The organism is Cupriavidus basilensis OR16 (assembly GCF_000243095.1).
In the GTDB taxonomy this organism is placed as follows: Bacteria; Pseudomonadota; Gammaproteobacteria; order Burkholderiales; family Burkholderiaceae; genus Cupriavidus; species Cupriavidus basilensis_D.
Genome location: NZ_AHJE01000089.1, coordinates 1 through 23524, shown reverse-complemented (window position 1 = coordinate 23524; position 23524 = coordinate 1). Strand labels below are relative to the sequence as shown.

Below are 23524 nucleotides of genomic sequence, written 5' to 3'. Positions count from 1 at the left end.
GCCATGGCGGCTAGCCGGCGCTCGGCCGGCTAGCCGCATTCAGGCCTGTGGCAACGGCCTTGGCCGGATCCGCCAGGCCGCCAGGATGGCGGTAGCGATGACGAGGCCCACCGCCAGGAAGGTCTCGTCGAAGGCGCGAATGCGCGCGGCCGGGTCGCCGTCGGTACCGAGTACCGCACCCTGCGCCGCCAGCCGCCATTGCAGGCCGACGCCAGCCAGGCTCACCCCGATCGCACCGCCCAGCTGCCGGATGAAATTGATGCAGCTGGAACCCTGCGCGATCAGCGAATAATCCACGCCCCGCATCGAGCCCAGCGTCAGCGACGGCAGGATGCAGCCCAGCCCGATCCGGCCCAGCACCGCAAACCCCACCAGCAGCAGGTAAGGCGTGGCCTTGGACCCGATCGCCATCAGCAGGAACGAAGCCGACAGCAGCGCCAGCCCGAACGACACCTGCAGGTGCGGCGAGACGCGATTGGTCAGCCGCCCTGCCGCGGCAATGGTCAGGGCCAGCGCGATGCCAGCCGGCAACAGCACCAGCCCGGCGCGCGACGGCGTATAGGCCAGCGCCATCTGCATGTAGACAGGCAGCAGGTAGGTCGATCCGAACAGCCCCGCGCCATAGATGAAGGCCACCACCGCCCCGGCCGAAAACTGCCGGTAGCTGTACAGGCGCATGTTCATCAGCGGATGGTCCGCGCGCAACTGCCACAACACGAACATCACCAGCATCAGCACGCCGAAACCGGCCAGCGCCAGCCCGGCCGGCACGCTCTCGCGCATCTGCACCAGCCCGTTGAGCAGGCTCACTGTGGCAATACCCGCCAGGCCCAGGCCCTGCCAGTCAAGCGGCTTGCGCTCGCCCATCATGGCCGAGTCCACCGCCATGAAGCGGCGCGCCATCCACAGCCCGATCAGGGTCAGCGGCACCACCACGAAGAAGATCGAGCGCCAGCCGAAGGCCTCCACCAGGAAGCCGCCCACGCTGGGGCCGAGCGCAGGCGCCAGCACCACGCCAAAGCCGAACATGCTGACCGCCTTGCCCTGCTCGCGCTCCTCGAACACCCGCAGGATCAGGATATTGGGCAGCGGCTGCAGGATCCCCGCCGCAATGCCCTCGGCCACCCGCATGGCGATCATCACGCCATAGGTAGGCGAGAATCCGCCGACCAGCCCGCCCACGCCCAGCAACAGCAAGCTGCCAATGAACGTGCGGCGCAGGCCGTAACGGTTAAGCAGCCACGGCGTGAGCAGCATCGACAGCGTCATGGCAATCATGAAGCTGGCCGCCACCCACTGCGCGCTGTCCTGGCCCAGCACGAAATGCCGGCTCAGGGCCGGGATGGCTACGTTGACGATGGTCGACGACACGATCGAGGAGACCGTGCCCAGCATCAGCGTCAGCAGCACCAGCCAGCGCAGCCGGCTGCCATAGCGCGCCCGCAGCGATTCCCGGGTCGGAGCGCCCGGCTGCCCGCCGGCGGCGGGCGACGAGGACTGCTCGCTCACCCCAGCCGTCCGAGGGCGGCCAGTTCGCGGATCTTGCGCACGGTGTCGAGGTCGGCCTCGTGATAAGCCGACTTGACGATTTCGGCGAAGCGGTCATCGCCGCTGTCGTCCACCGCGGGCATGGTGGTTTCGTAGACAAAGCGCAGCAGCAGCGAGCCCGGGCCCGGCGTCTCGATCGCCATGGTCAGGGTGCCACCGGCGTGTTCGTCGGTGGGCGCGGTTTCATAGCGCACGACGCGGCGCGGCTCGAACACGACGCGGTCACGGATCGTGGCCTTGCCGAAATGCAGCTTGCGCTCGACCCAGTCATCGCCCCGCTCCACGATCTCCGCGCGGTCCAGCCCCATGACAAACAGCTCGGGCTCGGCACTGCGCAGCACCAGCCCTTGCCAGAGCTGCTCCGGCGTGAGCGTGTCCAACTGGATATTTTGTGGATCGTTGATCTCCACCAGGTGCTCGAAACGCAACTTAACTCTCCCGATCTCATTGTTAGCCGATATTATGAAGGTCTGCGCCAAGGTCCGCAGCAAAACTTCCCGGAGCCCGCCCATGAGCGCCCCGCCGTCTTCCGACACCCGATCCGGCGACCATTGCGCCGTTGATCCGCTGCAGATACTGGTCTACGCCGACTCGCTATCGTGGGGCATCGTGCCGGGCACGCGCCAGCGCCTGCCATGGCCGGTGCGCTGGCCCGGCCGGCTGGAACTCGCCCTGAACGGCGGGATCGGCGGCGGGCAGCGCCCGGTGCGGATACTGGAAGACTGCCTCAACGGTCGCCGCACGGTCTGGGACGACCCCTTCAAGCCGGGCCGCAATGGCATCCAGGGCCTGGCGCAACGCATGGAGATGCACGCGCCTCTGGCGCTGGTCATCCTGATGCTCGGCAGCAACGACTTCCAGTCCATGCACCCGCATAACGCCTGGCACGCCGCGCAAGGCATCGGCGCCCTGCTCGACACCATCCGCGGCGCGCCCATCGAGCCCGGCATGCCAGTGCCGCCGGTACTGGTGCTGGTGCCGCCGCCCATCACCACGCCACGCGGGCCGCTGGCGCCGAAGTTCGCGGGCGGCGAGCACAAGTGCGCGGGGCTGGCGCAAGCCTTCCAGGAAGTCTGCCACGCGCGCGGCTGCGACTGGTTCGACACCGGCACGGTCATCCATAGCAGCGAAGTCGACGGCGTGCACCTGGACGCCGCCGAGCACGTCGCGCTGGGCAATGCGCTGGCGCCCGTGGTCAATGCGCTGCTGGCGCCAATGCGTGCCTGAGGCCCTCCGGGGGCCGCTTTCAGCCTTGCGCGTCACAGGCGCCGAGTAGAACACTCCTGACAGTACGTGTCAGGAGTGCCGGCGCACAATCCTGTTCTTCGGGCGGAGTGCTTCCATGCGGGCCGCGCCCCCTATTTCAAGCAGGAGACCGCGATGCAATTGCTGATCAATATCGACGTCGACGACCTCGCGCACGGCATCGGCTTCTACCAGCACGGCCTCGGGCTGCGCCTGGCGCGCAAGCTGTTCGACGGGTCCGTGGCGGAAATGCTGGGCGGCAGCGCACCAATCTACCTGCTGGCCAAGACACCTGGCACCAGGCCCAGCACGCGCGCCGACGGCCGGCGCGACTATCGCCGGCACTGGACGCCGGTGCATCTCGACTTTGTGGTGAACAACCTGGAAAGCGCCGTGGAGCGTGCGCTGGAAGCCGGCGCGGAGCTGGAGGACTGGCCGCAGGAATTCGCCTGGGGGCGGCAGGCCATGCTGTCGGACCCCTTTGGCCACGGGCTCTGCTTTATCGAGTGGAAGGGCGAAGGTTATGGCGCCACCGAGCCGGGAAAGGAAACCAGGGAGCCGGCGTTGCAGGATCAATAGCCCATGGCGTGGCCGTGCCCGCGCGGCTAGGCCATCCACAAAAGTGGATATGCAAGCGCGGTTTGCTTCGTTGGTGTCGCGACAACCTTGTTCTATCGTGCCTCGGGTGCAACTTTGAGAAGGCAACGCGGCATGTCCAACTTCGACCCGGATCTGACCGATCCCTTCGTCGCCCGCGCAGTGGTGCTGCGCGAGGCCTTCCATACCGATGCGGTCCAGCGCGACAAGGCTGGCGGCCGGCCTACCGAAGCAATCCGCTTGCTCAAGGAAAGCGGCCTGCTCTGCGCTGGCATTCCCACCGCGTACGGCGGGGGCGGTGCTTCGTGGTTGTCCGTGCTGCGCGTGGTGCGGGAGTTCGCGCGCACCGATGGCTCGCTGGCCCACCTGTTCGGCTACCACCATCTGCCGGTGCACGCCGTGCAGGCGCGCGGCACGCCGGCGCAGCAGGATCGCTGGCTGCGCGCCGCGGCCGCACAGCAATGGCTGTGGAGCAACTCTGGCAATGCGCTGTCGAAGACGTCCAGCGCGCAGCGCGCGCCCGGCAACGATGGCTGGGTAGTCACCGGCTTCCGGCCCTTCTCCAGCGGCAGCCATGTGGCAGACGTTATCCAGCTGGCGTGGGAGAACGAGCTAGGCCAACGCCTGATGGGGGTGGTGCCGGCAAATCGCGCGGGCATCGTGATCGAGGATGACTGGGATGGCATCGGCCAGCGCCAGACCGGTAGCGGCACCGTGACGTTCAACAGCGTGCGGGTGCGCGATGACGAACTGCTTGGCAAGCCTGATGATCCACTCACCCCTTTCGCATCGCTGACCACGCTGCTGCAGCAAAGCGTGCTGCTCAATGTGTTCGTCGGCACGGCACAGGGCGCGCTCGACGAAGGCCGCGCCTATACCGCCACGCAATCGCGCCCATGGATCCACGCGGGCGTGGAACGCCATGTCGATGATCCGTGGGTCCAGCGCAAATACGGCGAACTCGCCATCCGCACCATGGCGGCGACCGAGTTGGCCGACCAGGCGGCGCGCAGCCTGGATGCCATCTATGGCTACGGACAGGCGCTGACGCTGGAACAGCGCGGGCCGGTAGCCATCGCGCTGGCTAGCGCCAACCTGTACGCAGGGGAAACCGGCCTGGCCGTATCGAACGAGATCTTCGAGGTGATGGGTGCGCGTTCTGCCACCAACGCCAATGGCTTCGACCGCTTCTGGCGCAACGTGCGCACCCACACGCTGCACAACCCGGCCGAGTACAAGAAACGCACGGTAGGCACGTGGTTGCTCACGGGCGAGTTCCCCTCGCCCGCCGTCTATCGCTGAACCAGTTGAATCCGCTAAACCCGCTGAACCTCATGACCGCCAACGTCGCCTATCTCCATGCGCAGGCCGAACCAGCGCCCGCGCTGTTCGAGCCGGACACCAGCAACCCGTTCATCGCCCGCGCCGTGTCACTGCGCGAGCGCTTCGCCGAAGACGCCATCGCCCGCGACCAGGCTGGCGGGAAACCCGCACAGCAGATTCAACTGCTCAAGGAGCACGGCCTGCTCGCGCTGCTGCTGCCGCGCGAATACGGCGGCCAGGGCGAAACCTGGTCGACCGTGCTGCGCATCACGCGCCTGTTCGCGCAAGTGGACGGCTCGCTTGGCCATCTGTTCGGCTATCACTACAGCAGCCTGCTGAGCCCGCGCCTGCGCAACGCGCCGGAGAAGGCCGCCAGCCTGTGGCGCCGCTCGGCCGCGGGCAACTGGTTCTGGGGCAACACGGCGAACAGCTTTTCCAGGAGCCTGTTTGGACAGCGCGATGGCGAGTGGTTCGTACTGGACGGCTATCGCCCCTTCACCTCCGGCTCGCACGTGGCCGACTTCCTGGCCATTGCCTGGGAAGACGCTGCAAGCGGCGAGCGGCGCTTTGCCGCGATTCCCGCGGACCGCGAAGGTATCGTGATCGAGGACGACTGGGACGGCATTGGCCAGCGCCAGACCGGCAGCGGCCGCGTCACCTACCGGAGCGTGCGTGTGCACGAGAGCGAAGTGCTCGGCCAGCCGGTGCCCTTGAATCCCACCAGCGCGCCCGCGCAGCCCTACCGCACGGTCACGCCGCTGCAGCAGCAAAGCGTGCTGCTCAACGTGTTTATCGGCACGGCGCAAGGTGCGCTGCGCGCCGGGCGCGAATACACGGTGCATCAGTCACGCCCGTGGATTCACTCGGGCGTGGAGCGCCACGTGGACGATCCTTGGGTGCGCCGGCAATACGGCGAGCTCTGGGTCAAGACCCAGGCCGCCACCGCACTGGCCGACCGCGCGCTGCTTGCGCTCGACGGCGTGATCGCACGTGGCGAAGCGCTCAGCGCCGAGCAACGCGGCGAAGCGGCGGTAGCCATCGCGGCGGCCAACGTGCTGGCCGGCGAGGTCGCGCTGCAGGTCTCCAGCGAGATCTTCGAGGTCACGGGCGCGCGCTCGGCGGTACGAAAACCGGCCTGGACCGCTTCTGGCGCAACGTGCGCATCCATACCTTGCACAATCCATCCGAGTACAAGACGCGCAATGTCGGCCGCTGGATACTAGGCGAAGGCCATCCTGAACCGGGGACCTACCAATGAGTGCATCCATGCGCGCGCGCCAGCTCCACCTCAATATCAACATCCTGCACTCGGGCTTCGTGCCGTCGGCCTGGCGGCTGCCCGACAGCGATCCCGCTGCCTTTGCCGACGTGCGGCACTACATCCGCGTGGCGCAGATCGCCGAGGCCGGCAAGCTCGACGCGGTGTTCCTGGCGGACAACGCCGCCATCGTCGACCAGATCCATTTTCGCCCGATCCCCGCGCTGGAGCCCACGGTGCTGCTGGCCAGCATCGCGGCGGCGACCACGCATATCGGCCTGATCGGCACGGCGTCCACCAGCTACAACGAGCCTTACAACATCGCGCGGCGCTTTGCCACGCTGGATCATGTGAGCGCGGGGCGCGCCGGCTGGAACATGGTCACCACGGCCGACGCGCCTTCGGCACGCAACTTCGGGCGCGACGCCGCGCCGGACCACGCGCAGCGCTATGCGCGCGCGTCCGAGTTCGCCACCGTCGTCAAGGCGCTGTGGGACAGCTGGGAAGACGACGCCTTTATCGGCGACAAGACTTCGGGGCGCTTCGTCGACACCGCCAAGGTGCGGCCGATTGCGCACCATGGCGAGCATTTCAGCGTGCAAGGCCCGCTCAACCTGCCGCGCTCGCCGCAAGGCCATCCGGTGGTGGTGCAGGCCGGCGCCTCCGCCGACGGACGCGAACTGGCCGCGCGCCACGCCGAGGCCGTGTTCTCGGCGTCGCAATCGTTCGAGGAATCGCTGGCCTACGGGCACGCGCTCAAAGCGCGCGCACAGGCGCTCGGGCGCGGACCCGATGCCGTGCAGGTGCTGGCTGGCCTGACCACCATCATCGGCGCCACCGAGGCACAGGCGCGCCGCCGGCGCGACGATCTGATCGACCTGATCCCTTGGGACTACAGCCTGGCCCGGCTGGCCGGCACGCTCGGCATCACGCCGGAGCGCCTGAAGCTGGACGAGCGGTTGCCGGACAACCTCGCCCTGCCCGCCAACGGCAACGGCAATCACACCTTCTTCAACGCCACGCTGGCGCTCGCGCGGCGCCATGGCTACACCGTGCGCGAACTGATCCGCGAGCTGGCCGGCGGTGGCGGCCACCGCGTGATCGTGGGTACGCCCGAGCAGATTGCCGACGACATCGAGCACTGGTTCCGCCACGGCGCGGCCGATGGCTTCAACCTGATGCCGGATGCGCTGCCCGACGGGTTGCAGGACTTCGTTGACGGCGTGGTGCCCATCTTGCAGCGGCGCGGCATTTTCCGCTCGGAGTACGAAGGCAGCACGCTGCGCGAGCACCTGGGGCTAGCGCGGCCGCAAGGCCGGCAAAGCGCACGCAAGGCCGCCTGATATCCCTCAACAACTGACAAACAATCATGGCTCAACGTAGCGGTTTCCTCAGCCTTGGCGCCTTTCTTTACCCCCCCAGCGGCCACCATATCGCCGCCTGGCGCCATCCGGATGCCAAGGCCGACGCCGGCATCGACTTCAAGCACTACATCGCGCTCGCCCAGGCCGCCGAGGCGGCGAAGTTCGACCTGGTCTTCCTGGCCGACGGCGTGGGCACGCGCGGCGACGATGTTGAATTTCTCAGCCGCACCGCGCACAGCTATCAGGCCCAGTTCGAGCCCATCACCCTGTTGTCCGCGCTGGCCGCGGTGACGCAGCGCATCGGCCTGGTCGGCACCGCTTCCACCAGCTTCAACGAGCCCTATCACGTGGCGCGCAAGTTCGCCTCGCTGGACCATATCTCGGGCGGGCGCGCCGGCTGGAACCTGGTCACCTCGTCCAACGAGCACGAGGCGCGCAACTTCAACCGCGACCACCACCTGGCGCACGCCGATCGCTACGAGCGCGCCGCCGAATTCGCCGATGTGGTCACCGGGCTGTGGAACAGCTGGGAAGACGACGCCTTCCTGCGCGACAAGGCCAGCGGGCGCTACTACGAGCCTGCCCGGCGCCACGTGCTGCGCCACAAGGGCAAGCATTTCTCGGTGCAGGGGCCGCTCAACGTATCGCGCACGCCGCAGGGCCATCCGGTCGTGGTGCAGGCCGGCTCTTCCGAAGCCGGCAAGGAACTGGCCGCACGCAGCGGCGAAGCCGTGTTCACGGCACAGCAGACCGTGGAGGATGCCGTGGCGTTCTACGCCGACGTCAAAGGCCGGCTCGCCAGGTACGGGCGCGAGGCGGATGACCTGAAGATCCTGCCCGGCGTGTTCCCGGTGGTGGGCCTGAGCGAAAGCGAAGCCAAGGAGAAATTCGAGCAGCTGCAAGCGCTGATCGACCCGGTGGTCGGCCTGGCGCTGGTATCGGGCCTGACCGGCGGCTTCGATCTGTCGGGCTATCCGCTCGACGGCCCGATTCCCGAGTTGCCCGAGACCAATGCCAGCAAGAGCCGCCAGCGCCTGGTGATCGACCTGGCGCGGCGCGAGAACCTGACCATCCGCCAGCTTTACCAGCGCGTTGCGGGTGCGCGCGGCCATTGGCAGGTGATCGGCACGCCCGAACAGATCGTCGACCAGCTCGAGGAGCGCTTTCGCAAATACGGCGCCGACGGCTACAACATCATGTCGCCGGTGCTGCCGGGTGGGCTGACCGATTTCATCGCGCTGGTGCTGCCGGAGTTGCGCCGCCGTGGCCTGTTCCGTGCGGAGTACCACGGCAGCACGCTGCGCGAGCACCTTGGGCTCAAGCGCCCCGTGCATCCCGCCGCGTCCTCCAGACCCGCCACCCCAACCCTTGCCGCCGCAGCATGACGACTACCTCTTCCCTTCCCGCACCGGCCCCCGATTTCCTTGCGCGCGAAACGCTGCGCCTGCTCGGCCCCGCGCCCGACAACTGGGTGCCAGACCACGCGGGCATCGACCACAACGTGGCCATCGTCGGCGGCGGCCAGAGCGGCAGCGCCTACGCCTTCGTGCAGGTGCGATATGCCACGCGGGTGGTTCGCATCGAGCCCGTCGCCGGCGCCGCGGTGCAGCACTTCCGGCTGCATCTGCAAACCAACGCAGGGGCGCGCATCGAGACCGCGCGCAAGGTCATCCTGGCCAACGGCGTGGCCGGCAATGGCGCCCCGTTCGTCCCCGCCGTGCTGTCGCAGGCCGTGGCCGCCGGGCTGGCCGCCCACACCGCCGATGCCATCGACTTCGGCGCGCTGCGCGGCAAGACGGTCGCCGTGCTGGGGGCGGCCGCCTCCGCCTTCGACGCCGCCGCCGTGGCGCTGGAAGCCGGCGCCGCCTCCGTCCACCTGTTCGCGCGCCGCGGCCATATCGCCGCCACGCCGGTGTCGCGCGTGCGCGCCTACCCCGGCCTTTACGACAACTACCACGCCCTGCCCGATGCTACGCGCTGGGCGCAAGCCATTCGCTACCGCCGCGCCGGCTCCACGCCGCCGGCCGATTCGGTGGAGCGCGTGCTCAAGTTCCCGCACTTCCATCTGCACCTGAGCACAACGCTGTCCACGGCCGAGGTGGAGTCCGGCCACATCGTCACCGAGGTGCAAGGGCAGACGCTGCGCTTTGACTTCGCGATTGCCGGCACCGGCTACCTGGCGGATCCATCGGCTCGTCCGGAACTGGCCGACATCGCGCCGCATATCCTGCGCTGGCGCGACCGCTACCAGCCGCCGGCCGATGCGCGCGACGACGAGCTCGGCGCGTCGCCCTATCTGGGCAGCGGCCTTGAGTACCTGGAGAAAACGGCGGGTGCCACACCCTGGCTGCGCGATATCCACGTGCACAACCCGGCAGGCTTTGCCAGCGTCGGCCTGCCGCTGGGCGATGTGCCCAGCATGCGGCGTGATATTCCTCGCTCGGTCGCGCGTATCAGCCGCGATCTGCTGCTGGCCGATCTGGCGCTCCATGAGCAGCGGATGCGTGGCGACGTGCCGGCGGATTTTGGGGCGGAGTTTTATGCGGGTGCGGTCTGGAAGCCTGCAGGCGCGGCGCTCGTGGCGGCCTGACGCGACCGGCAGCGCCGCTAATCTTGTACCAACAAGCAACTAACACGCACGTGCAGCGTGCAGCACGCAGCAATCTCCACGCAAGCCCGATTCAACACAGGGTGCGCAGGCCGCGCCGCCCTCCCCGGGGGCGCACCCATAAAAAAAACCCGCAGCACACCAGGCTGCGGGTTTTTTAACACCGAGGCAGAAGCCCCGGCCAGGCAAGGGCTACCGCCCGGTCAGATCTCTTCGTACAGCGGCAGGGTCAGGAACTCTGCAAAATCTTCCGACGTGGACATCTGCTCGAAGATCTCGCCGGCGCGGTCATAGGTCGTGGTGTCGCCACCGACGAATTCCTTGACCTTGGCCAGTTCTTCCGGGATCAGCGCGCGCACCATCTCGGCGGTCACCTTGCGGCCGTCTTCCAGCTTGCCCTTGGGCGAGCGGATCCACTGCCACACTTGCGAGCGCGAGATTTCGGCGGTGGCGGCGTCTTCCATCAGGTTGTGGATGGGCACGCAGCCGTTGCCGGCCAGCCAGGAGCCGAGGTAGTGGATGCCGACGTTGATGTTCATGCGCAGGCCGGCTTCGGTAATGGGGGTTTCCGGCTGGAAGTCCAGCAGGTCCTTGGCCGCCACGTTGACGTCATCGCGTTGCTTGCCGAACTGGTTGGGCGCGTCGCCCAGCACTGCCACGAATTCCTTCATGGCCGGCTCGACCAGGCCCGGGTGAGCCACCCAGCCGCCGTCGTAGCCATCGGTGGCATCGCGCTTCTTGTCGTTGATGATGCCTTGCATGGCGATGGCGTTCTTCTCCGGATCGTTCTTGATCGGGATCAGTGCGCTCATGCCGCCGATGGCGGGCGCGCCGCGCTTGTGGCAGGTCTTGAGCAGCAGCAGCGCGTACGAGCGCATGAACGGCGCGGTCATGGTGACCTTGGCGCGGTCGGCCAGGCAGAAGTTCTTGTCGACCTTGAACTTCTTGATGCACGAGAAGATGTAGTCCCAGCGGCCGGCGTTCAGGCCTGCGCTGTGCTCGCGCAGCTCATACAGGATTTCTTCCATCTCGAAGGCGGCCAGGATCGTCTCGATCAGCACGGTCGCCTTGACGGTGCCTTGCGGCAGGCCAATTTCGTTCTGGGCCATGACGAAGACGTCGTTCCACAGACGGGCTTCGAGGTGGCTTTCCATCTTCGGCAGGTAGAAGAACGGGCCGGCGCCGCGTGCGATCTGTTCCTTGGCGTTATGGAACAGGAACAGCGCGAAATCGAAGATGCCGCCCGAGACGCGCTGGCCGTCGATGGTGACGTGCTTTTCATCCAGGTGCCAGCCGCGCGGGCGGACTTGCAGCGTGGCGATCTTGTCGCCCAGCTTGTAATGCTTGCCGTTGGAGTCCAGCGTGAGGGTGCGGCGCACGGCGGCCTTGAGGTTGACCTGACCCTGCAACTGGTTGTGCCAGTTGGGGGTGTTGGAGTCCTCGAAGTCGGTCATGTAGCTGTCCGCGCCGGAGTTGAACGCGTTGATGACCATCTTGGCTTCGACCGGGCCGGTGATTTCCACGCGGCGGCAATGCAGTGCCGGCGGCACCGGTGCGACCTTCCAGTCGCCTTCGCGCACGCTCTTGGTTTCCGGCAGGAAATCGGGCAGCTCGCCGGCGTCCAGGCGCTTGGTGCGCTCGACACGGGCCGCCAGCAGTTCCTGGCGGCGCGGCTCGAAGGCGCGATGCAGTTTGTCCACCAGGGCCAGGGCCGCCGGCGTGAGGATGTCTTCGTAGGCCGGCAGGATTTCGCCGGTAATCTTCATGCCCGCAGGCAGCGTGATGGCCATCAGTGTTCTCCTGTGATCGATGGTTGATTAAAGGTGCCCGCCGTCAAACCGCCGCGCCTTGGGCGCGGACGAATTCGAGCAGGTCATTCATGTCGTGCCCGGTGCCGGAAGGGCTCACATCGAGCCGCTCCGCCGGATGACCGGCACGATTGATCCAGAACGTGGTGTAGCCGTACCAGGCGGCGCCGCAAGCATCCCAGCCGTTGGAGGAGACGAAGAGGATCTCCCCGGCCGGCACGCCGAACGCCTTGGGGCCGAGCGCGTAGGCCTCGGGCGCAGTCTTGTACATGCGCACCGCGTCCACCGACAGCACGTGGTCAAACAGCCCGTGCATGCCGGCGCTCTTGACCGAGATGTCCAGCATCTCGGGGTTGCCGTTGGAAAGAATGCCCAGCGGCAGCCCGGCTGCCCGCAGGCGCTTGAGCGCCCCGAGGTTTTCCGGAAAGGCCGACAGGCATGCGTACTCCTTGAGCAGTTGCGCCTCCACCGCCGCGTCCAGCACCAGTTGCAGGCGCTCGGCCGCATAGCGCAGCGCATCCACCGTAATCGCCCAGAACGGCTTGTAGTATGCGCCGCCGGGCGCGGCCATCGAGCGGATGCGGGTGTAGTCGATCTGCCGCTCGCGCCACAGCAATGCCAGCGCCTCACCCTTGCCCGGAAACAATTGCTCCGCGCGCGCGGTGACGGAATACACGTCGAACAGCGTGCCGTAGGCATCGAAGACGACTGCGCGGATCTTTTGCATGAGCTAGAGCGGTTCCCTTTGGCAAACCCGGCAAACCCGGCCGGCCAGCGCCACTGCGTGGGCCTGTACACCAATGAATGCATAGCATTGTAGGGAGACGTTGCAGTGCGGCAAAGTCGGTCAGGGTCACTTGATCTTTTACTTTTACCCCACTAATCTTCGCTAACGGTGTAAAGATAAGGCACCAAATCCACTCCATTACCTCACCCACGCCGTTTCTTGGGTGGCATGAGGCACAAAACTGGCGAGCTTCGTGGATCATTTCAAACAATTGGAGACCTTTGTCTCGGTAGCCGCGCGCGGCAGCCTGTCTGCGGCCGCCGCGGCCGAGGGCGTGGCGCCCGCCATCATCGGCCGGCGCATCGATGCGCTGGAAGAGCGCCTGGGCGTCAAGCTGCTGCTGCGCACCACCCGCAAGATCAGCCTGACCTTCGAGGGCTCGGCCTTCCTGGAAGATTGCCAGCGCATCCTCAACGACCTGCACAACGCCGAGGCCAGCGTCTCGGCCGGCGGCGTCAAGGCCAGCGGCCACCTGCGCGTGACCGCGCCGGCGGGCTATGGCCGCAAGCACGTGGCGCCGCTGGTGCCGCTGTTCATCGAGTCGCACCCGGATGTGACCATCACGCTTGACCTGTCGGACCGCGTGGTGGATCTCGTCAACGAGGGCTTCGACTGCGCCATCCGCCTGGGCGACCTGCCCGACTCCAGCCTGGTGTCGATCCGCCTGGCGGAGAACCGGCGCGTGGTGGTGGCGTCTCCCGATTACCTGGCGCGCCACGGCGTGCCCGCCCAGCCCGAGGATCTCACGCGCCACAACTGCCTGGCCTTTGGCGCCAGCGCCAACGTGCAGCGCGGCTGGGCGTTCCAGCAGGAAGGACGCCCGGTGACGGTCAAGGTGGGCGGCAGCATGGAGTGCACCGATGGCGCGGTGCTGCACGCGTGGTGCCTGCATGGCCACGGGCTGGCATGGCGCTCATGGTGGGAAGTCGGGCAGGAAATTGCCAGTGGCAGGCTGGTCACGGTGCTCGACGAGTTCCAGGCGCCGCCGATCGGCATCCACGCCGTCTTTCCGCAGCGCAAGCACCTGCCACTGCGGGTGCGGCTGTTTATCGACCACCTGAAGAACACCTATGGCAACCCGGCCTACTGGCGGCGCGCGGAGCAGGCATCCGCCGCCAGCAAGCCGCAACTGGCAGTCAATTCGTAGTTCGATTTGATTTAGGGCAATGCCGCATGCGCCACCCCTGCCTACAATGACAGGTGACAGGTGCCATGCGGCCTGCCTTTCGTCCACGCGTCCACACGTCCACGCATCCAATCGGCCCACTTGGTCCATTCGCCCCAAAGGAGTCCAGCATGTTCAAGCACATCCTGCTACCCACCGACGGTTCGGAACTGTCCAAGAAGGCCATCGACGGCGCGCTGGAACTGGCCAAGACAATCAATGCGCGGGTCACCGCCTACGTCTGCCTGGAGGAATACCCGTACACGCCGTTCAGCGAGATCGTGGTGGAGGCGCCCCAGGCCTTCAGGGACCGCATCGAAAGCCAGGCCAAGCTGTACCTGAAGGAGGTGGAAACCGCCGCCAGGGCCGACGGCATCAGCTTTGACGCCGACATGTCCACTTTTGCCGTGCCCTACCTGGGCATCATCGACGCCGCCGAGCGCCATGGCTGCGACGTGATCTTCATGGCCTCGCACGGCAGGCGCGGCTTGTCGGGCTTGCTGCTGGGCAGCGAAACCCAGAAGGTGCTGACGCATACCGACATCCCGGTGATCGTGTATCGCTGAGCGCGCGCTGGCGCCAGGCGCCAAACAACAAAAAGGCTGGCCGCCCCGAACGGGGCTGCCAGCCTTTTTACTGGATCGGCCGGTATTGGCCTTGTTCCTGGTCAGCACATCGAACGAGTAGTCGTCGGCGGCGCTTTCCTGCGTTTGCGAGAATTGTGCGTTGATCAGTTGCTCGCCCATTTCGCCCAGCTGCGAAGCCGACAACGCGGCCACGGTGCCACCGGCGGCGGCCAGCGCGCCGCGCGCCGCCATGGTGGTGTATGCCACCTGCATCTTGTTCTTGGTATGGCCCAGCGCCACGTGGCCCAGCTCATGCCCCACCACGCCGCGCACTTCGTCGTCGGTCATCATGTCCATCAGGCCGCTGTACACGCGCACGCAGCCGTTGGCCATGGCCCAGGCGTTGACGTCCTTGGTCAGGTAGACCTTGGCGTTCACGTTGGGCAGGCCGCTCGATTGCAGGCCCGCCATGATCTTGGCCAGGCGCTTGCCATAGATGCTGTTGGCGGCCGCGATCTTGTTGGTCTTGTCGAGCTCGGCGCAGGACTGGTCGGACATCGCCTTGACGTCGCCATCGCTCAGCGAGGCCGCCTTGAACAGCGAGGTGCCCGCACCCATCATGCCGTCGACATTGGTGCCGGCGCAGCCGGCCACGGCAGCGCAGAGCGCAACGATAGCGGCCAGGGAGAGATTGTGCTTCATGCTTGTGGTCTTCTTGGGATCGACACCGGCCGGGTTGCTTGCCAGTGGCTTGAGTGGAGACTTGCCGGTGGCTGCCCGGCGACCTGCGGTGTGGCTTTACTCACACACGGGCAGCATCATATCGCCTAAAACGCCTCAAGTTACGCATAAGTGTCTGAATCGATACGGATACAATTTTTAACACTTTTCTGCAATCCCGTCCCAGAAAGCAAAAAACCGCGCCGTCCCTGAGAGGGAGACGGCGCGGCGCCTAATTGAGGGGCGTGATGGTCGCACGCCCTTCAAGATGCCCAGCTATTCGATCTGGCGATCTGAAGCCTCAGGCTACTTTCTTTTCGTCGAAGAATTGTTCGTCTTCGGTCGAACCCTTGAGGGCGGTCGTGGACGACTGGCCGCCTTCGATGGTCTGGGTCACGGCGTCGAAGTAACCGGTGCCGACTTCGCGCTGGTGCTTGACGGCGGTGAAGCCCTTCTCGGCTGCCTTGAACTCGTTCTCCTGCAGCTCGACGAAGGCGCTCATCTGGTTGCGGGCATAGCCGTAGGCCAGGTTGAACATCGAGTAGTTCAGCGAGTGGAAGCCGGCCAGCGTGATGAACTGGAACTTGTAGCCCATGGCGCCCAGCTCCCTCTGGAACTTGGCGATGGTGGCATCGTCCAGGTTCTTCTTCCAGTTGAACGACGGCGAGCAGTTGTAGGCGAGCATCTTGCCCGGGAACTTGGCGTGGACGGCTTCGGCAAACTTCTTGGCGAATTCCAGGTCCGGCTTGCCGGTTTCGCACCACACCAGGTCAGCCACTTCCGCGTAGGCCAGGGCGCGCGCGATCGATTGCTCGATGCCCGGCTTGACGCGGTAGAAACCTTCCACCGTGCGCTCGCCGGTGCAGAACGGGCGATCGCGCTCATCCACGTCGGAGGTCAGCAGGTCGGCGGCTTCAGCGTCGGTACGGGCGATCACCAGGGTCGGCACGCCAGACACGTCGGCGGCCAGGCGGGCGGCGGTCAGCTTGGCGACGGCTTCACGCGTCGGCACCAGCACCTTGCCACCCATGTGGCCGCACTTCTTGACCGAAGCCAGCTGGTCTTCGAAGTGCACGCCGGCAGCGCCCGCGTCGATCATCGACTTCATCAGTTCGAAGGCGTTGAGCACGCCGCCGAAACCGGCTTCGGCGTCAGCCACGATCGGTGCGAAGAAATCGGTATCGCCCTTGCCTTCGCTCCACTGGATCTGGTCGGCGCGCTGGAAGGTGTTGTTGATGCGGCGAACCACCTGCGGCACCGAGTTGGCCGGGTACAGCGACTGGTCGGGGTACATTTCGCCGGCCAGGTTGGCGTCGCCTGCGACTTGCCAGCCAGACAGGTAGATGGCCTTGAGGCCAGCCTTGACCTGTTGCAGGGCCTGGTTGCCGGTCAGCGCGCCCAGCGTGTTGACGAACGGCTCGGTATTCAGCAGGTGCCACAGCTTCTCGGCACCGCGGCGGGCCAGCGTGTGCTCGATCTGCACGGAGCCGCGCAGGCGCACGACGTCATCGGCGGTGTAGTGACGCGCGACGCCCTTCCAGCGGGGATTGGTATCCCATTCCTTTTGCAGGTTCTTTGCTTCGGTTTCGCGAGACATTTCACTCTCCTAGTGTTTAAGACAGGGATGGCATTGGAAACTTGCGACAGGCTAGCCACACCGTGGTGCCGAGTTGCCGACCGAGGCACTTTCGGGAGGTGGTTTGGAGGCGCTGTCTTGCTGGCCTCGCCACCCCTGTTTATTGCCGTTCAGGTCATGTGTCTTATATAAGAGTGTAGGGAAACGTCCCGCGTCGCAACAGCTCGGAATGCAGTCCTTGCTGAGTTTTTTTATTATTTATAATCAACAAGTTACAAAATATTTTTTACAATACGGAAGGCCATCTTCCATCATGAGACATGCCCGTTGTGCTACGCATCTACATTTTTTGCCGCACAAAACAGTATTCCGCATTATGAAATATCGGGATTTGGCGCCATGCGCGCCTGGCGCAATGCCAGGGGTTCCGGGCCGCCATCGATGTGCCCGGCCAGATCGCGCACCATCGCGGCCATGCCGGCGGGGTCCGCCAGCGGCAGCCAGTGCCGCGCGCTGACCTCCCGGCGCCACCAGCGCTCTACCCAGCGCGACAGATCCTCGGAGAGCGCCGGCCTGACATAGCGATCCAGCAGCGGCACGATCACCTGCACCGGCGCATGCGCATGGCGCGCCCCCGGTGACAGCAGGCGCGGCAACATGTTGGCACGGTACAGCGCCAGCCCGTGGCAGCCATCCGCGGCCTGGGTGGGATTGGCATCCGCCTCGATGCGCTCGGTCCGCTTCAGGTAAAGCGGCCAGGCGCTGCCCATCCAGAGCTGCCAGCTCAACTCGGGCAGCCACGGCAGGTGGAAGACATAGATGTACCAGGACGACACCATCTGCCGCAGCGAGCGCGAAAGCGCCGTGAACGACAGACGCCGGTTTCCCCGCATCCAGTGCCCGACATGGTCCAGGCAAGGCCCGGAGCACGACGTATAAGAAGCGATGCGCAGGCGTGGCTCGGTGACAAACTCCCAGCACTGGATCGAGCCCCAGTCATGGCCGACCAGGTGGACGGGCGCATCGGGAGAAACGGCGTCGATCACCGCGCTGAAATCCTCCGTCAGCCGCTCCAGGCGATAGGCCGCCACGCCTTTGGGTGCCGAAGAGCCGCCAGCGCCGCGCACATCGTAGGCAACTACGTAATAGTCATTGGCCAGCAGAGGCGCCACGCCATGCCAGACCGCGCTGTTGTCCGGATAGCCGTGCACCAGCACCATGGCTGGGCGCGCGGGATCGCCCCAGGTCTTGACGGCGAGCCGTACGCCGCCGGACTGGACGAATCGCTGGTTGGGAGGGGAATCGGGAGCGTGCATGCTTAACCATGACATCGGACGATGGAATGGTTGCCGATGCTACGCCAAGACCGGCCGCGCGGCGAGCGCGCGACGCGGCGTTTGAAACGCAAGCGGACTAGCGGGCGCGCCGGTAGGCCACCCAGTCGCCGGAATCGATGCGCGGCAGGCCAGCGACGGCATCCTCCCCCACCGGGTAAAGCAGGCAACTGACGGCTTGATCACCGAGCGCCACCACGCGCTCCTCGCGCACGAACAACGAGGCCTGGCCCGGATAGATCTCCTCGATCTCGTCGAGCACGGGCACCAGCGCGGCATCGACCTCGTACAAGTCGCCCGCCACGCCGGGCGCGGCAGCGTCCAGCACCAGCCCTGGATACGTGCCGAAGTCATAAAGCCGCCCCGCCACCGTCGCGCTGCCGATCAGGCGCGGCGCGGCGATGCCGTGCCTGCGCGCGGCCGCGTTGAGGTCGTTGACTTCGCCCGCGCGCAGCGTGCCATAGACAAAGACCACTGGCATGCTCAGCCCTCCAGCTTGGTGTCCGCCACCAGCACGCCATCGGCGTCGGCATAGATCCAGTTGCCGGGCCGCACCACGGCGCCGGGCATTTGCACGGTGACCTCGCGCTCGCCCACATTGCGCCTCTGGCTCTTTTGCGGGTGCAGGGCCAGGGCGCGCAGGCCGATATCGCATACCGCAAGCTCCCCGCTATCGCGCACGCAGCCATGCACGATGATGCCGACCCAGCCGTTCTTCTCGGCCAGCACGCCAAGGTTGCCGCCCACCAGCGCACAGCGCAGCGAGCCACCGCCATCGACCACCAGCACGCGGCCGTTGCCGGGCGACTCGACCGCCTCGCGCACCAGCGAGTTGTCCTCGAACACCTTGAGCGTGGCCGCCGGGCCGGAGAACGCCGCGCGCTTGCCGAAATGCTGGAATACCGGCGACAGCACGCGCAGCGAGCCGTCGGCCAGGCGTGCCTCATTGGCATCGCACAGGTCAGTGGTAGCAAAGCTCATGAAGGACTCCCGAATCAGAAAAGTGGAAAGTGAAAAGCGAAGGCCGCGCGCGGCGCCAATGGATCCTGCGCACCGCCCGGGCGCGCGCCAGCGCCATCCCGGCCAGCGCCTGCGTCAGCCGGCGGCCGCGCGCTTGCCCGCCACCTCGCGGCGGGAGCGGTTGCCATTGCCAACCGTGACGGCGGTGAAGATCGCCAGCATCTGGAAGGCGCCGATCATGAAGAACACCCAGCTCGGCCAGTGCGCGTCCATCAGCATGCCGAAGAACAGCGGTCCGCTGGCCAGGCCGATATCCAGGCCCGAGTAGACCACGCCATAGACCCGGCCCGTGGCGCCGGCAGGGGCCGCCGCGCGCACCAGCAGGTCACGCGAAGGCCCGGCCGTGCCCGCGCCGAAGCCGATCACGCCCATCAGCACCGGCACCATGACGGCCGGCAGCACGCCCAGCCCCACCACGATGGCGACCAGGCCCGACAGCGTGAAGCTCATCGCGATCAGGCGGTCGTGGTTGCTGGTGCGCCCCGCCGCAAAGCCGCCCACGATCATGCCGCCCGCGCTGCACAGCATGTAGACGGTGTACGAAGCCGTGGCGAGCGTCAGCGGCATGCCGTAGAGCTGGGTCAGCGCGGTCGGCGCGAAGCTCTGGATGCCGGAGAACGAAAAGGTGGTGACGAGGAAGAAGGCCCAGCAGATCCACACTTGCGGCAGCTTGAGGAACGCCAGCATGCTGCCGCCCGCCTTGGCCGCCGCAGCGACCGGCCTGGGCGCAGCGCCGGCGCGGGGATCGAGCACATGGCGAAAGGCCAGCAACACGGCCAGCACGCCAAAGGCCACCGCCGAGGCGCTGGCGAGCGCGGTGCGCCAGCTGCCGAGCTCGGCAATGGTCACCAGGAAGATCGGCGCCGCGGCCCAGCCGAGATTGCCCGAGATGCCATGCACCGAGAACGCGTGCCCCAGCCGCGGCTGGGAAACATGCTTGTTGAGCAAGGTGAAATCGGCGGGATGGAACACGCCGTTGCCGATCCCGGCCACGCCGGCGCCAAGCAGCAGCATCGCGTAGCTGGGGCTGACCGACAGCAGCAAGGCTGCCGTGCCCAGCAGCCCCAGGCCGCCAAACAGCACCGGCTTGGGGCCGAAGCGATCCACCACGAAGCCGAAGCCCGACGCGGTCTGCACCACGGCCGACACGGCGAAGAACACCGTCATCAGCAAACCCAGCTCGGCATAGCTCAGGCCGAACTCCGCCTTGATCCACGGGAACAGGGGCGCCAGCAGCAGGTGAAAGAAGTGAGAGACACCGTGGGCCAGCCCGACCAGGCCGATGACCTGGGCGTCGTGGCGCAGCGGATTGCGAACGGGATCGAGGGTGGCGGAAGTCATCGGGCGGCTATCTTGCTGGGCTTGGCATGGCGCGCCGGCCATGCTGCCAGGCTCAGGAAGCGCGCTGCGAATACCGCATCATAGAGTAAAACCGCCCGAGGCAGGGGTGCCCTGCGCGTTACATCTGCTTGAACAGATAGGCGTACTGGCGCGCCACTGGCAAGGTTTCCGTGCGATTGCGCAGCTTGAGCGAGAGCCGCCCCAGCGACTGGTTCACGGCGCTGGCCACGCAGTCGATATTGACCACTGTGCCGCGATGGATCTGCCAGAAGCGCTCGGGGTCGAGCTGCTGCGACAGCTCGCGCAGGCTGGTGCGGATCAGTGCCTCGCCGCTCGCGGACACGACGTTGACATACTTGTCCGTCGCCTCCAGGTAGATCACCTCGTCCACCGGAATGATGCGGATCTCCTGGCCGACCAGGGCCTTGATGAAGCGCAGGTAACCATGTTGCGGCGCGCCCGCCGGCGCCTGCTGCGCCGCGCCGCCACCCGGCCCCAGCGTCTCGAGGCGCGCCAGCAGTTGCGCCAGGCGATCGGTATCGAGGGCCGCGCCGCCCTCCTCGCTGGCCTGCCCCTGGGCCGCCAGCCTTGCCTTGAGACGGTGCACCGTCGCCTCCAGCCGCTCGGGCTGCACCGGCTTGAGCACGTAGTCGACGGCCTCGCGCTCGAAGGCCTCCAGCGCGAACTGGTCGTATGCCGTGACAAACACCACCAGCGGCGGCGGATCGAACGCCATCAGCTCGCGCGCCACGTCCATGCCGCTCATGCCGGGCATGCGGATATCGAGGAACGCTACCTGGGGCTCATGCAGGCGGGCCGCCTCCAGCGCGGACACACCGTCATGCACCACGGCGACGACCTGCGCCTCGGGCCACAGGCTGGACAATTCGGCGTGCAAGGCGCGCGCGAGCAGTGGCTCGTCGTCGGCGATCAACAGGGTCGGGGCCATGGAAACGGGAGTAAGGGGCGGATCGGTCGAAGCGGTCTAAGTGGCGAGGCGCCTCAAGAATGGGAAATGCCTTGCGTGGCAGCGCTCACGGGGGGCATCGCGCGCACGCCGGCGGCCATGCCAGCGGGCACCGGCTGCGGTGCGTGGGCAACGGCAGGCGCCACCGTTCGTACCACCGGCAATGTGAGCCGGACGATCACGCCGCGCGGCGTGTTTTCTTCCATCTGCATGCTGGCCGCAGCCCCGAAAATCCGCGCCAGCCGCTCGCGCACATGGGTCAGCCCAAGACCGGAGCCCTTGGTCATGGCATGCCCGAAACCCACCCCGGTATCGGTGATCAGCACCTGCACGGCGTTGTCGCCCTGCGCCCGTGCCGACAGCACGATCCTGCCGCCATGCATGCACGGCTCGATGCCGTGGCTGACCGCGTTCTCCACCAGCGGCTGGATCAGCATGGGCGGGATCTCCACCTCCGCCAGCTCGGGCGGAAGCTCGATCTCATAGGCCAGGCGCGTGCCGAAACGCAGCGCCTGTATGTCCAGGTAGCTGCGCAGCAACTCGAACTCCTGGCGCAACGTGCATTGCTCGGCGCGCGTGTGGGACAACGACATGCGCAGGAAGCCGATCAGCCGCTGCAGCAGGCGCCTCGCGGCCTGCTGGTCGGTGGCAATCAGGCAATCGAGGTTGGCCAGGGAGTTGAACAGGAAATGCGGCTCGATCTGCGCCTGCAGGGCCATCAGTTGCGCGCGCACCAGCTGCTTCTCGGCCTCTTCGCGCTGCAAAGCATCGAGCGCTGCCTGCCGCTCGAGATGGGCGAGCTTCTCGCGCGCAAGGTCGCGCGCGAGGATCGAGATCCTGGAGGGAATGGCGGCGGGACAGCGATCCAGCGATTTCATAGGGGCAAGGTCGAGGACAACTGATCGTTATTGTAAAGGCCGCTCACCGGCGTTGACGTCATCGCCCCCGGGATTGGCGCCGTGGCCGTGCAACGCGGCCCACCACTGCCCAGACAGCACATAGCGCGGAAAAGTGATCCATTGTTCAGCCAGGATCCGCCGGGCGATGTCAAGCGGGCCGGCAAACGGCTCGGGCCTTACCGCCTCGAGCCGGTGCCCCCGCCCTTGCAGCATCATCGACAAGGCCATGCACAGCACGCCCAGCCCTCCTGCAGGCACCGATAGCGACAACACGCCGTAGACGAACAGCACATTGCCGGCCATGAACATCGGCACCGCGATCATGTGCAGCAACAGGCTGCGCGGGTGATTGTGATTGCGGGCGTAGCCGCGCCATTGCCAGCTCAGCAGCCCTTCAGGCCGAGCGCTCATGGCTTCGGGCCGCGCTGGTTGACGCGGCTCCAGGCCAGGCGGCGCACCAGCACGATGGCGCCCAGGGCGATCAGCAGTACGGGCCAGCCGTCTCGCACCAGAGAGGTCGGCAACAAGCCGCCGTTTTGCGCGAGGAATACCGCGCCCAATGCAATCAGGATGATCGGGGCGATCAGCCCCTTGCCGCTACGGCGTTGCTTCATCGCGCTCTCCTCTCGTGCGGACCCGTGCACCGTCGATATTGCGGTGCATCAAGCCATGTGACGGTATCAACGTATTCCATCACGAACAGTAGTGACTCTACGCGGACACCGGCCGCTACGAAAGTGGCGTGCGACGAATGGAAAGCGGATGGCGCGAAACGCGAGGATGCGGCGCGATCGGCACCGGGCTTGCCCAGGTGCCGCCAGCCCGGGCTATCAGGCCTCGACCACCTGCCCGCCCGCCGGCTCGGACAGCGCGCTGCTGACCGTGTCGCGCGAGAGGTGCGGCGCGAACATGTTGATGAAGGCATGCGCGTAGCCGCGCAGGTAGGCGCCGCGGCGCACGGCCACGCTGGTGGTATTGGGCTCGAACAAATGGTCGGCCGCAATCCGCACCAGCCCGGCATCCTTGCGTTCATCGTAGGCCATCGAGGCGATGATGCCCACGCCCAGTTCCAGCTCCGCGTAAGTCTTGATGACGTCCGCGTCCATGGCCGTCAGCACGATTTCCGGCTGCAGCCCGGCGGCGGCGAACGCGCCATCGATCTTGCGGCGCCCGGTGAACCCGGCATCGTAGGTAATGATCGGGAAGCCCGCGATGTCTTCCAGCGTTGGCTCCGGCAGGTGCGTCAGCGGGTGCTCCGGCGAGACCACCAGCACGTGGCGCCAGGTATAGGCCTCGAACGAGGTCAGCCCCGCCTCGCTGGCCACCGCCTCGGTCGCGATGCCAATATCCGCCTGGCCGCTCAGCACCAGTTCGACGATATGCGCGGGCGAGGCTTCC

At 66.5% G+C, this 23524-nt stretch carries 22 protein-coding genes and 2 pseudogenes; 9 read left to right on the top strand and 15 right to left on the bottom strand.

Features of this window, described 5'->3' with window-relative positions; translation table 11 throughout:
- Positions 1-39 precede the first annotated feature (39 nt).
- Together OR16_RS28485 and OR16_RS28480 are read right to left on the bottom strand one after the other, a co-directional pair.
- Complete coding sequence (locus tag OR16_RS28485) at positions 40-1509, bottom strand: DHA2 family efflux MFS transporter permease subunit (protein WP_006161962.1); 1470 nt, start codon at positions 1507-1509, stop codon at positions 40-42.
- Complete coding sequence (locus OR16_RS28480; RefSeq protein ID WP_006161961.1) at positions 1506-1976, bottom strand: SRPBCC family protein; 471 nt, start codon at positions 1974-1976, stop codon at positions 1506-1508. Before OR16_RS28480 ends, OR16_RS28485 begins: the two co-directional genes overlap by 4 nt.
- Before the next feature lie 82 nt (positions 1977-2058).
- Between OR16_RS28480 and OR16_RS28475 the strand changes: the two genes are divergently transcribed.
- The 7 genes from OR16_RS28475 to OR16_RS28445 all read left to right on the top strand — a co-directional run bounded on the left by OR16_RS28475 (position 2059) and on the right by OR16_RS28445 (position 9925).
- A complete protein-coding gene (locus OR16_RS28475) occupies positions 2059-2775 on the top strand; it encodes an SGNH/GDSL hydrolase family protein (protein WP_006161959.1) in 717 nt (238 codons plus the stop codon).
- Positions 2776-2928: 153 nt separating this feature from the next.
- The gene (locus OR16_RS28470; RefSeq protein ID WP_006161957.1) at positions 2929-3372 is read left to right on the top strand and encodes a VOC family protein; all 444 of its coding nucleotides are present in this window, start codon (positions 2929-2931) and stop codon (positions 3370-3372) included.
- 132 nt (positions 3373-3504) lie between these two features.
- A complete protein-coding gene (locus tag OR16_RS28465; protein ID WP_006161955.1) occupies positions 3505-4692 on the top strand; it encodes an acyl-CoA dehydrogenase family protein in 1188 nt (395 codons plus the stop codon).
- Positions 4693-4724: 32 nt separating this feature from the next.
- Positions 4725-5936, top strand: a complete 1212-nt coding sequence (locus tag OR16_RS28460; RefSeq protein ID WP_006161952.1) for an acyl-CoA dehydrogenase family protein — start codon at positions 4725-4727, stop codon at positions 5934-5936.
- A 31-nt stretch (positions 5937-5967) separates the two neighbouring features.
- A complete protein-coding gene (locus OR16_RS28455) occupies positions 5968-7314 on the top strand; it encodes an LLM class flavin-dependent oxidoreductase (RefSeq protein ID WP_043421515.1) in 1347 nt (448 codons plus the stop codon).
- Positions 7315-7340: 26 nt separating this feature from the next.
- Entirely contained in the window at positions 7341-8720 is a 1380-nt protein-coding gene (locus OR16_RS28450) for an LLM class flavin-dependent oxidoreductase (protein WP_006161949.1), read from the top strand.
- Positions 8717-9925: a SidA/IucD/PvdA family monooxygenase gene (locus OR16_RS28445; protein ID WP_006161948.1), complete on the top strand. Its 1209-nt coding sequence runs from the start codon at positions 8717-8719 to the stop codon at positions 9923-9925. The genes OR16_RS28450 and OR16_RS28445 overlap by 4 nt, the downstream gene beginning before the upstream one ends.
- Before the next feature lie 221 nt (positions 9926-10146).
- Here OR16_RS28445 and aceB read toward each other — a convergent pair whose 3' ends face one another.
- Together aceB and OR16_RS28435 are read right to left on the bottom strand one after the other, a co-directional pair.
- A complete protein-coding gene (gene aceB / locus OR16_RS28440) occupies positions 10147-11733 on the bottom strand; it encodes a malate synthase A (RefSeq protein ID WP_006161946.1) in 1587 nt (528 codons plus the stop codon).
- A gap of 43 nt (positions 11734-11776) precedes the next feature.
- Complete coding sequence (locus OR16_RS28435; RefSeq protein WP_006161945.1) at positions 11777-12478, bottom strand: haloacid dehalogenase type II; 702 nt, start codon at positions 12476-12478, stop codon at positions 11777-11779.
- 253 nt (positions 12479-12731) lie between these two features.
- On the opposite strand from OR16_RS28435, the gene OR16_RS28430 reads away from it, so the two are divergent.
- Both OR16_RS28430 and OR16_RS41945 read left to right on the top strand, forming a co-directional pair.
- Positions 12732-13685, top strand: coding sequence for a LysR family transcriptional regulator (locus tag OR16_RS28430; protein WP_006161943.1), 954 nt, complete (start codon positions 12732-12734; stop codon positions 13683-13685).
- A gap of 149 nt (positions 13686-13834) precedes the next feature.
- Entirely contained in the window at positions 13835-14269 is a 435-nt protein-coding gene (locus OR16_RS41945) for a universal stress protein (protein ID WP_006161942.1), read from the top strand.
- Here the strand turns inward: OR16_RS41945 and OR16_RS28425 are convergent.
- The 11 genes and pseudogenes from OR16_RS28425 to OR16_RS28375 form a co-directional block, all read right to left on the bottom strand.
- Positions 14258-14971 (bottom strand): annotated as a pseudogene (locus OR16_RS28425) (M48 family metalloprotease); the annotation flags it as partial. The gene OR16_RS41945 and the pseudogene OR16_RS28425 overlap by 12 nt on opposite strands.
- 319 nt (positions 14972-15290) lie before the next feature.
- Entirely contained in the window at positions 15291-16586 is a 1296-nt protein-coding gene (gene aceA, locus OR16_RS28420; protein WP_006161938.1) for an isocitrate lyase, read from the bottom strand.
- Between the two features lie 353 nt (positions 16587-16939).
- Entirely contained in the window at positions 16940-17881 is a 942-nt protein-coding gene (locus OR16_RS28415; RefSeq protein WP_237717265.1) for an alpha/beta fold hydrolase, read from the bottom strand.
- 97 nt (positions 17882-17978) lie between these two features.
- Entirely contained in the window at positions 17979-18380 is a 402-nt protein-coding gene (locus OR16_RS28410) for a gamma-glutamylcyclotransferase family protein (protein WP_006161934.1), read from the bottom strand.
- 2 nt (positions 18381-18382) lie between these two features.
- Positions 18383-18880, bottom strand: coding sequence for a ribonuclease E activity regulator RraA (gene rraA / locus OR16_RS28405; protein ID WP_006161932.1), 498 nt, complete (start codon positions 18878-18880; stop codon positions 18383-18385).
- A gap of 114 nt (positions 18881-18994) precedes the next feature.
- Positions 18995-20260 (bottom strand): MFS transporter, encoded by a 1266-nt coding sequence (locus tag OR16_RS28400; protein ID WP_043421508.1) that lies wholly within the window; start codon positions 20258-20260, stop codon positions 18995-18997.
- Positions 20261-20378: 118 nt separating this feature from the next.
- Positions 20379-21209: a LytR/AlgR family response regulator transcription factor gene (locus tag OR16_RS28395; protein WP_006161929.1), complete on the bottom strand. Its 831-nt coding sequence runs from the start codon at positions 21207-21209 to the stop codon at positions 20379-20381.
- Positions 21210-21262: 53 nt separating this feature from the next.
- A pseudogene (locus OR16_RS28390) lies at positions 21263-22039 on the bottom strand (sensor histidine kinase); the annotation flags it as partial.
- A gap of 93 nt (positions 22040-22132) precedes the next feature.
- Positions 22133-22537, bottom strand: coding sequence for a hypothetical protein (locus tag OR16_RS28385; protein WP_006161927.1), 405 nt, complete (start codon positions 22535-22537; stop codon positions 22133-22135).
- Positions 22534-22740, bottom strand: coding sequence for a LiaI-LiaF-like domain-containing protein (locus OR16_RS28380; protein WP_006161925.1), 207 nt, complete (start codon positions 22738-22740; stop codon positions 22534-22536). The genes OR16_RS28385 and OR16_RS28380 overlap by 4 nt, the downstream gene beginning before the upstream one ends.
- 216 nt (positions 22741-22956) lie before the next feature.
- Positions 22957-23524: LysR substrate-binding domain-containing protein (locus OR16_RS28375; protein WP_006161923.1), on the bottom strand; the 568-nt coding region annotated here is incomplete at its 5' end.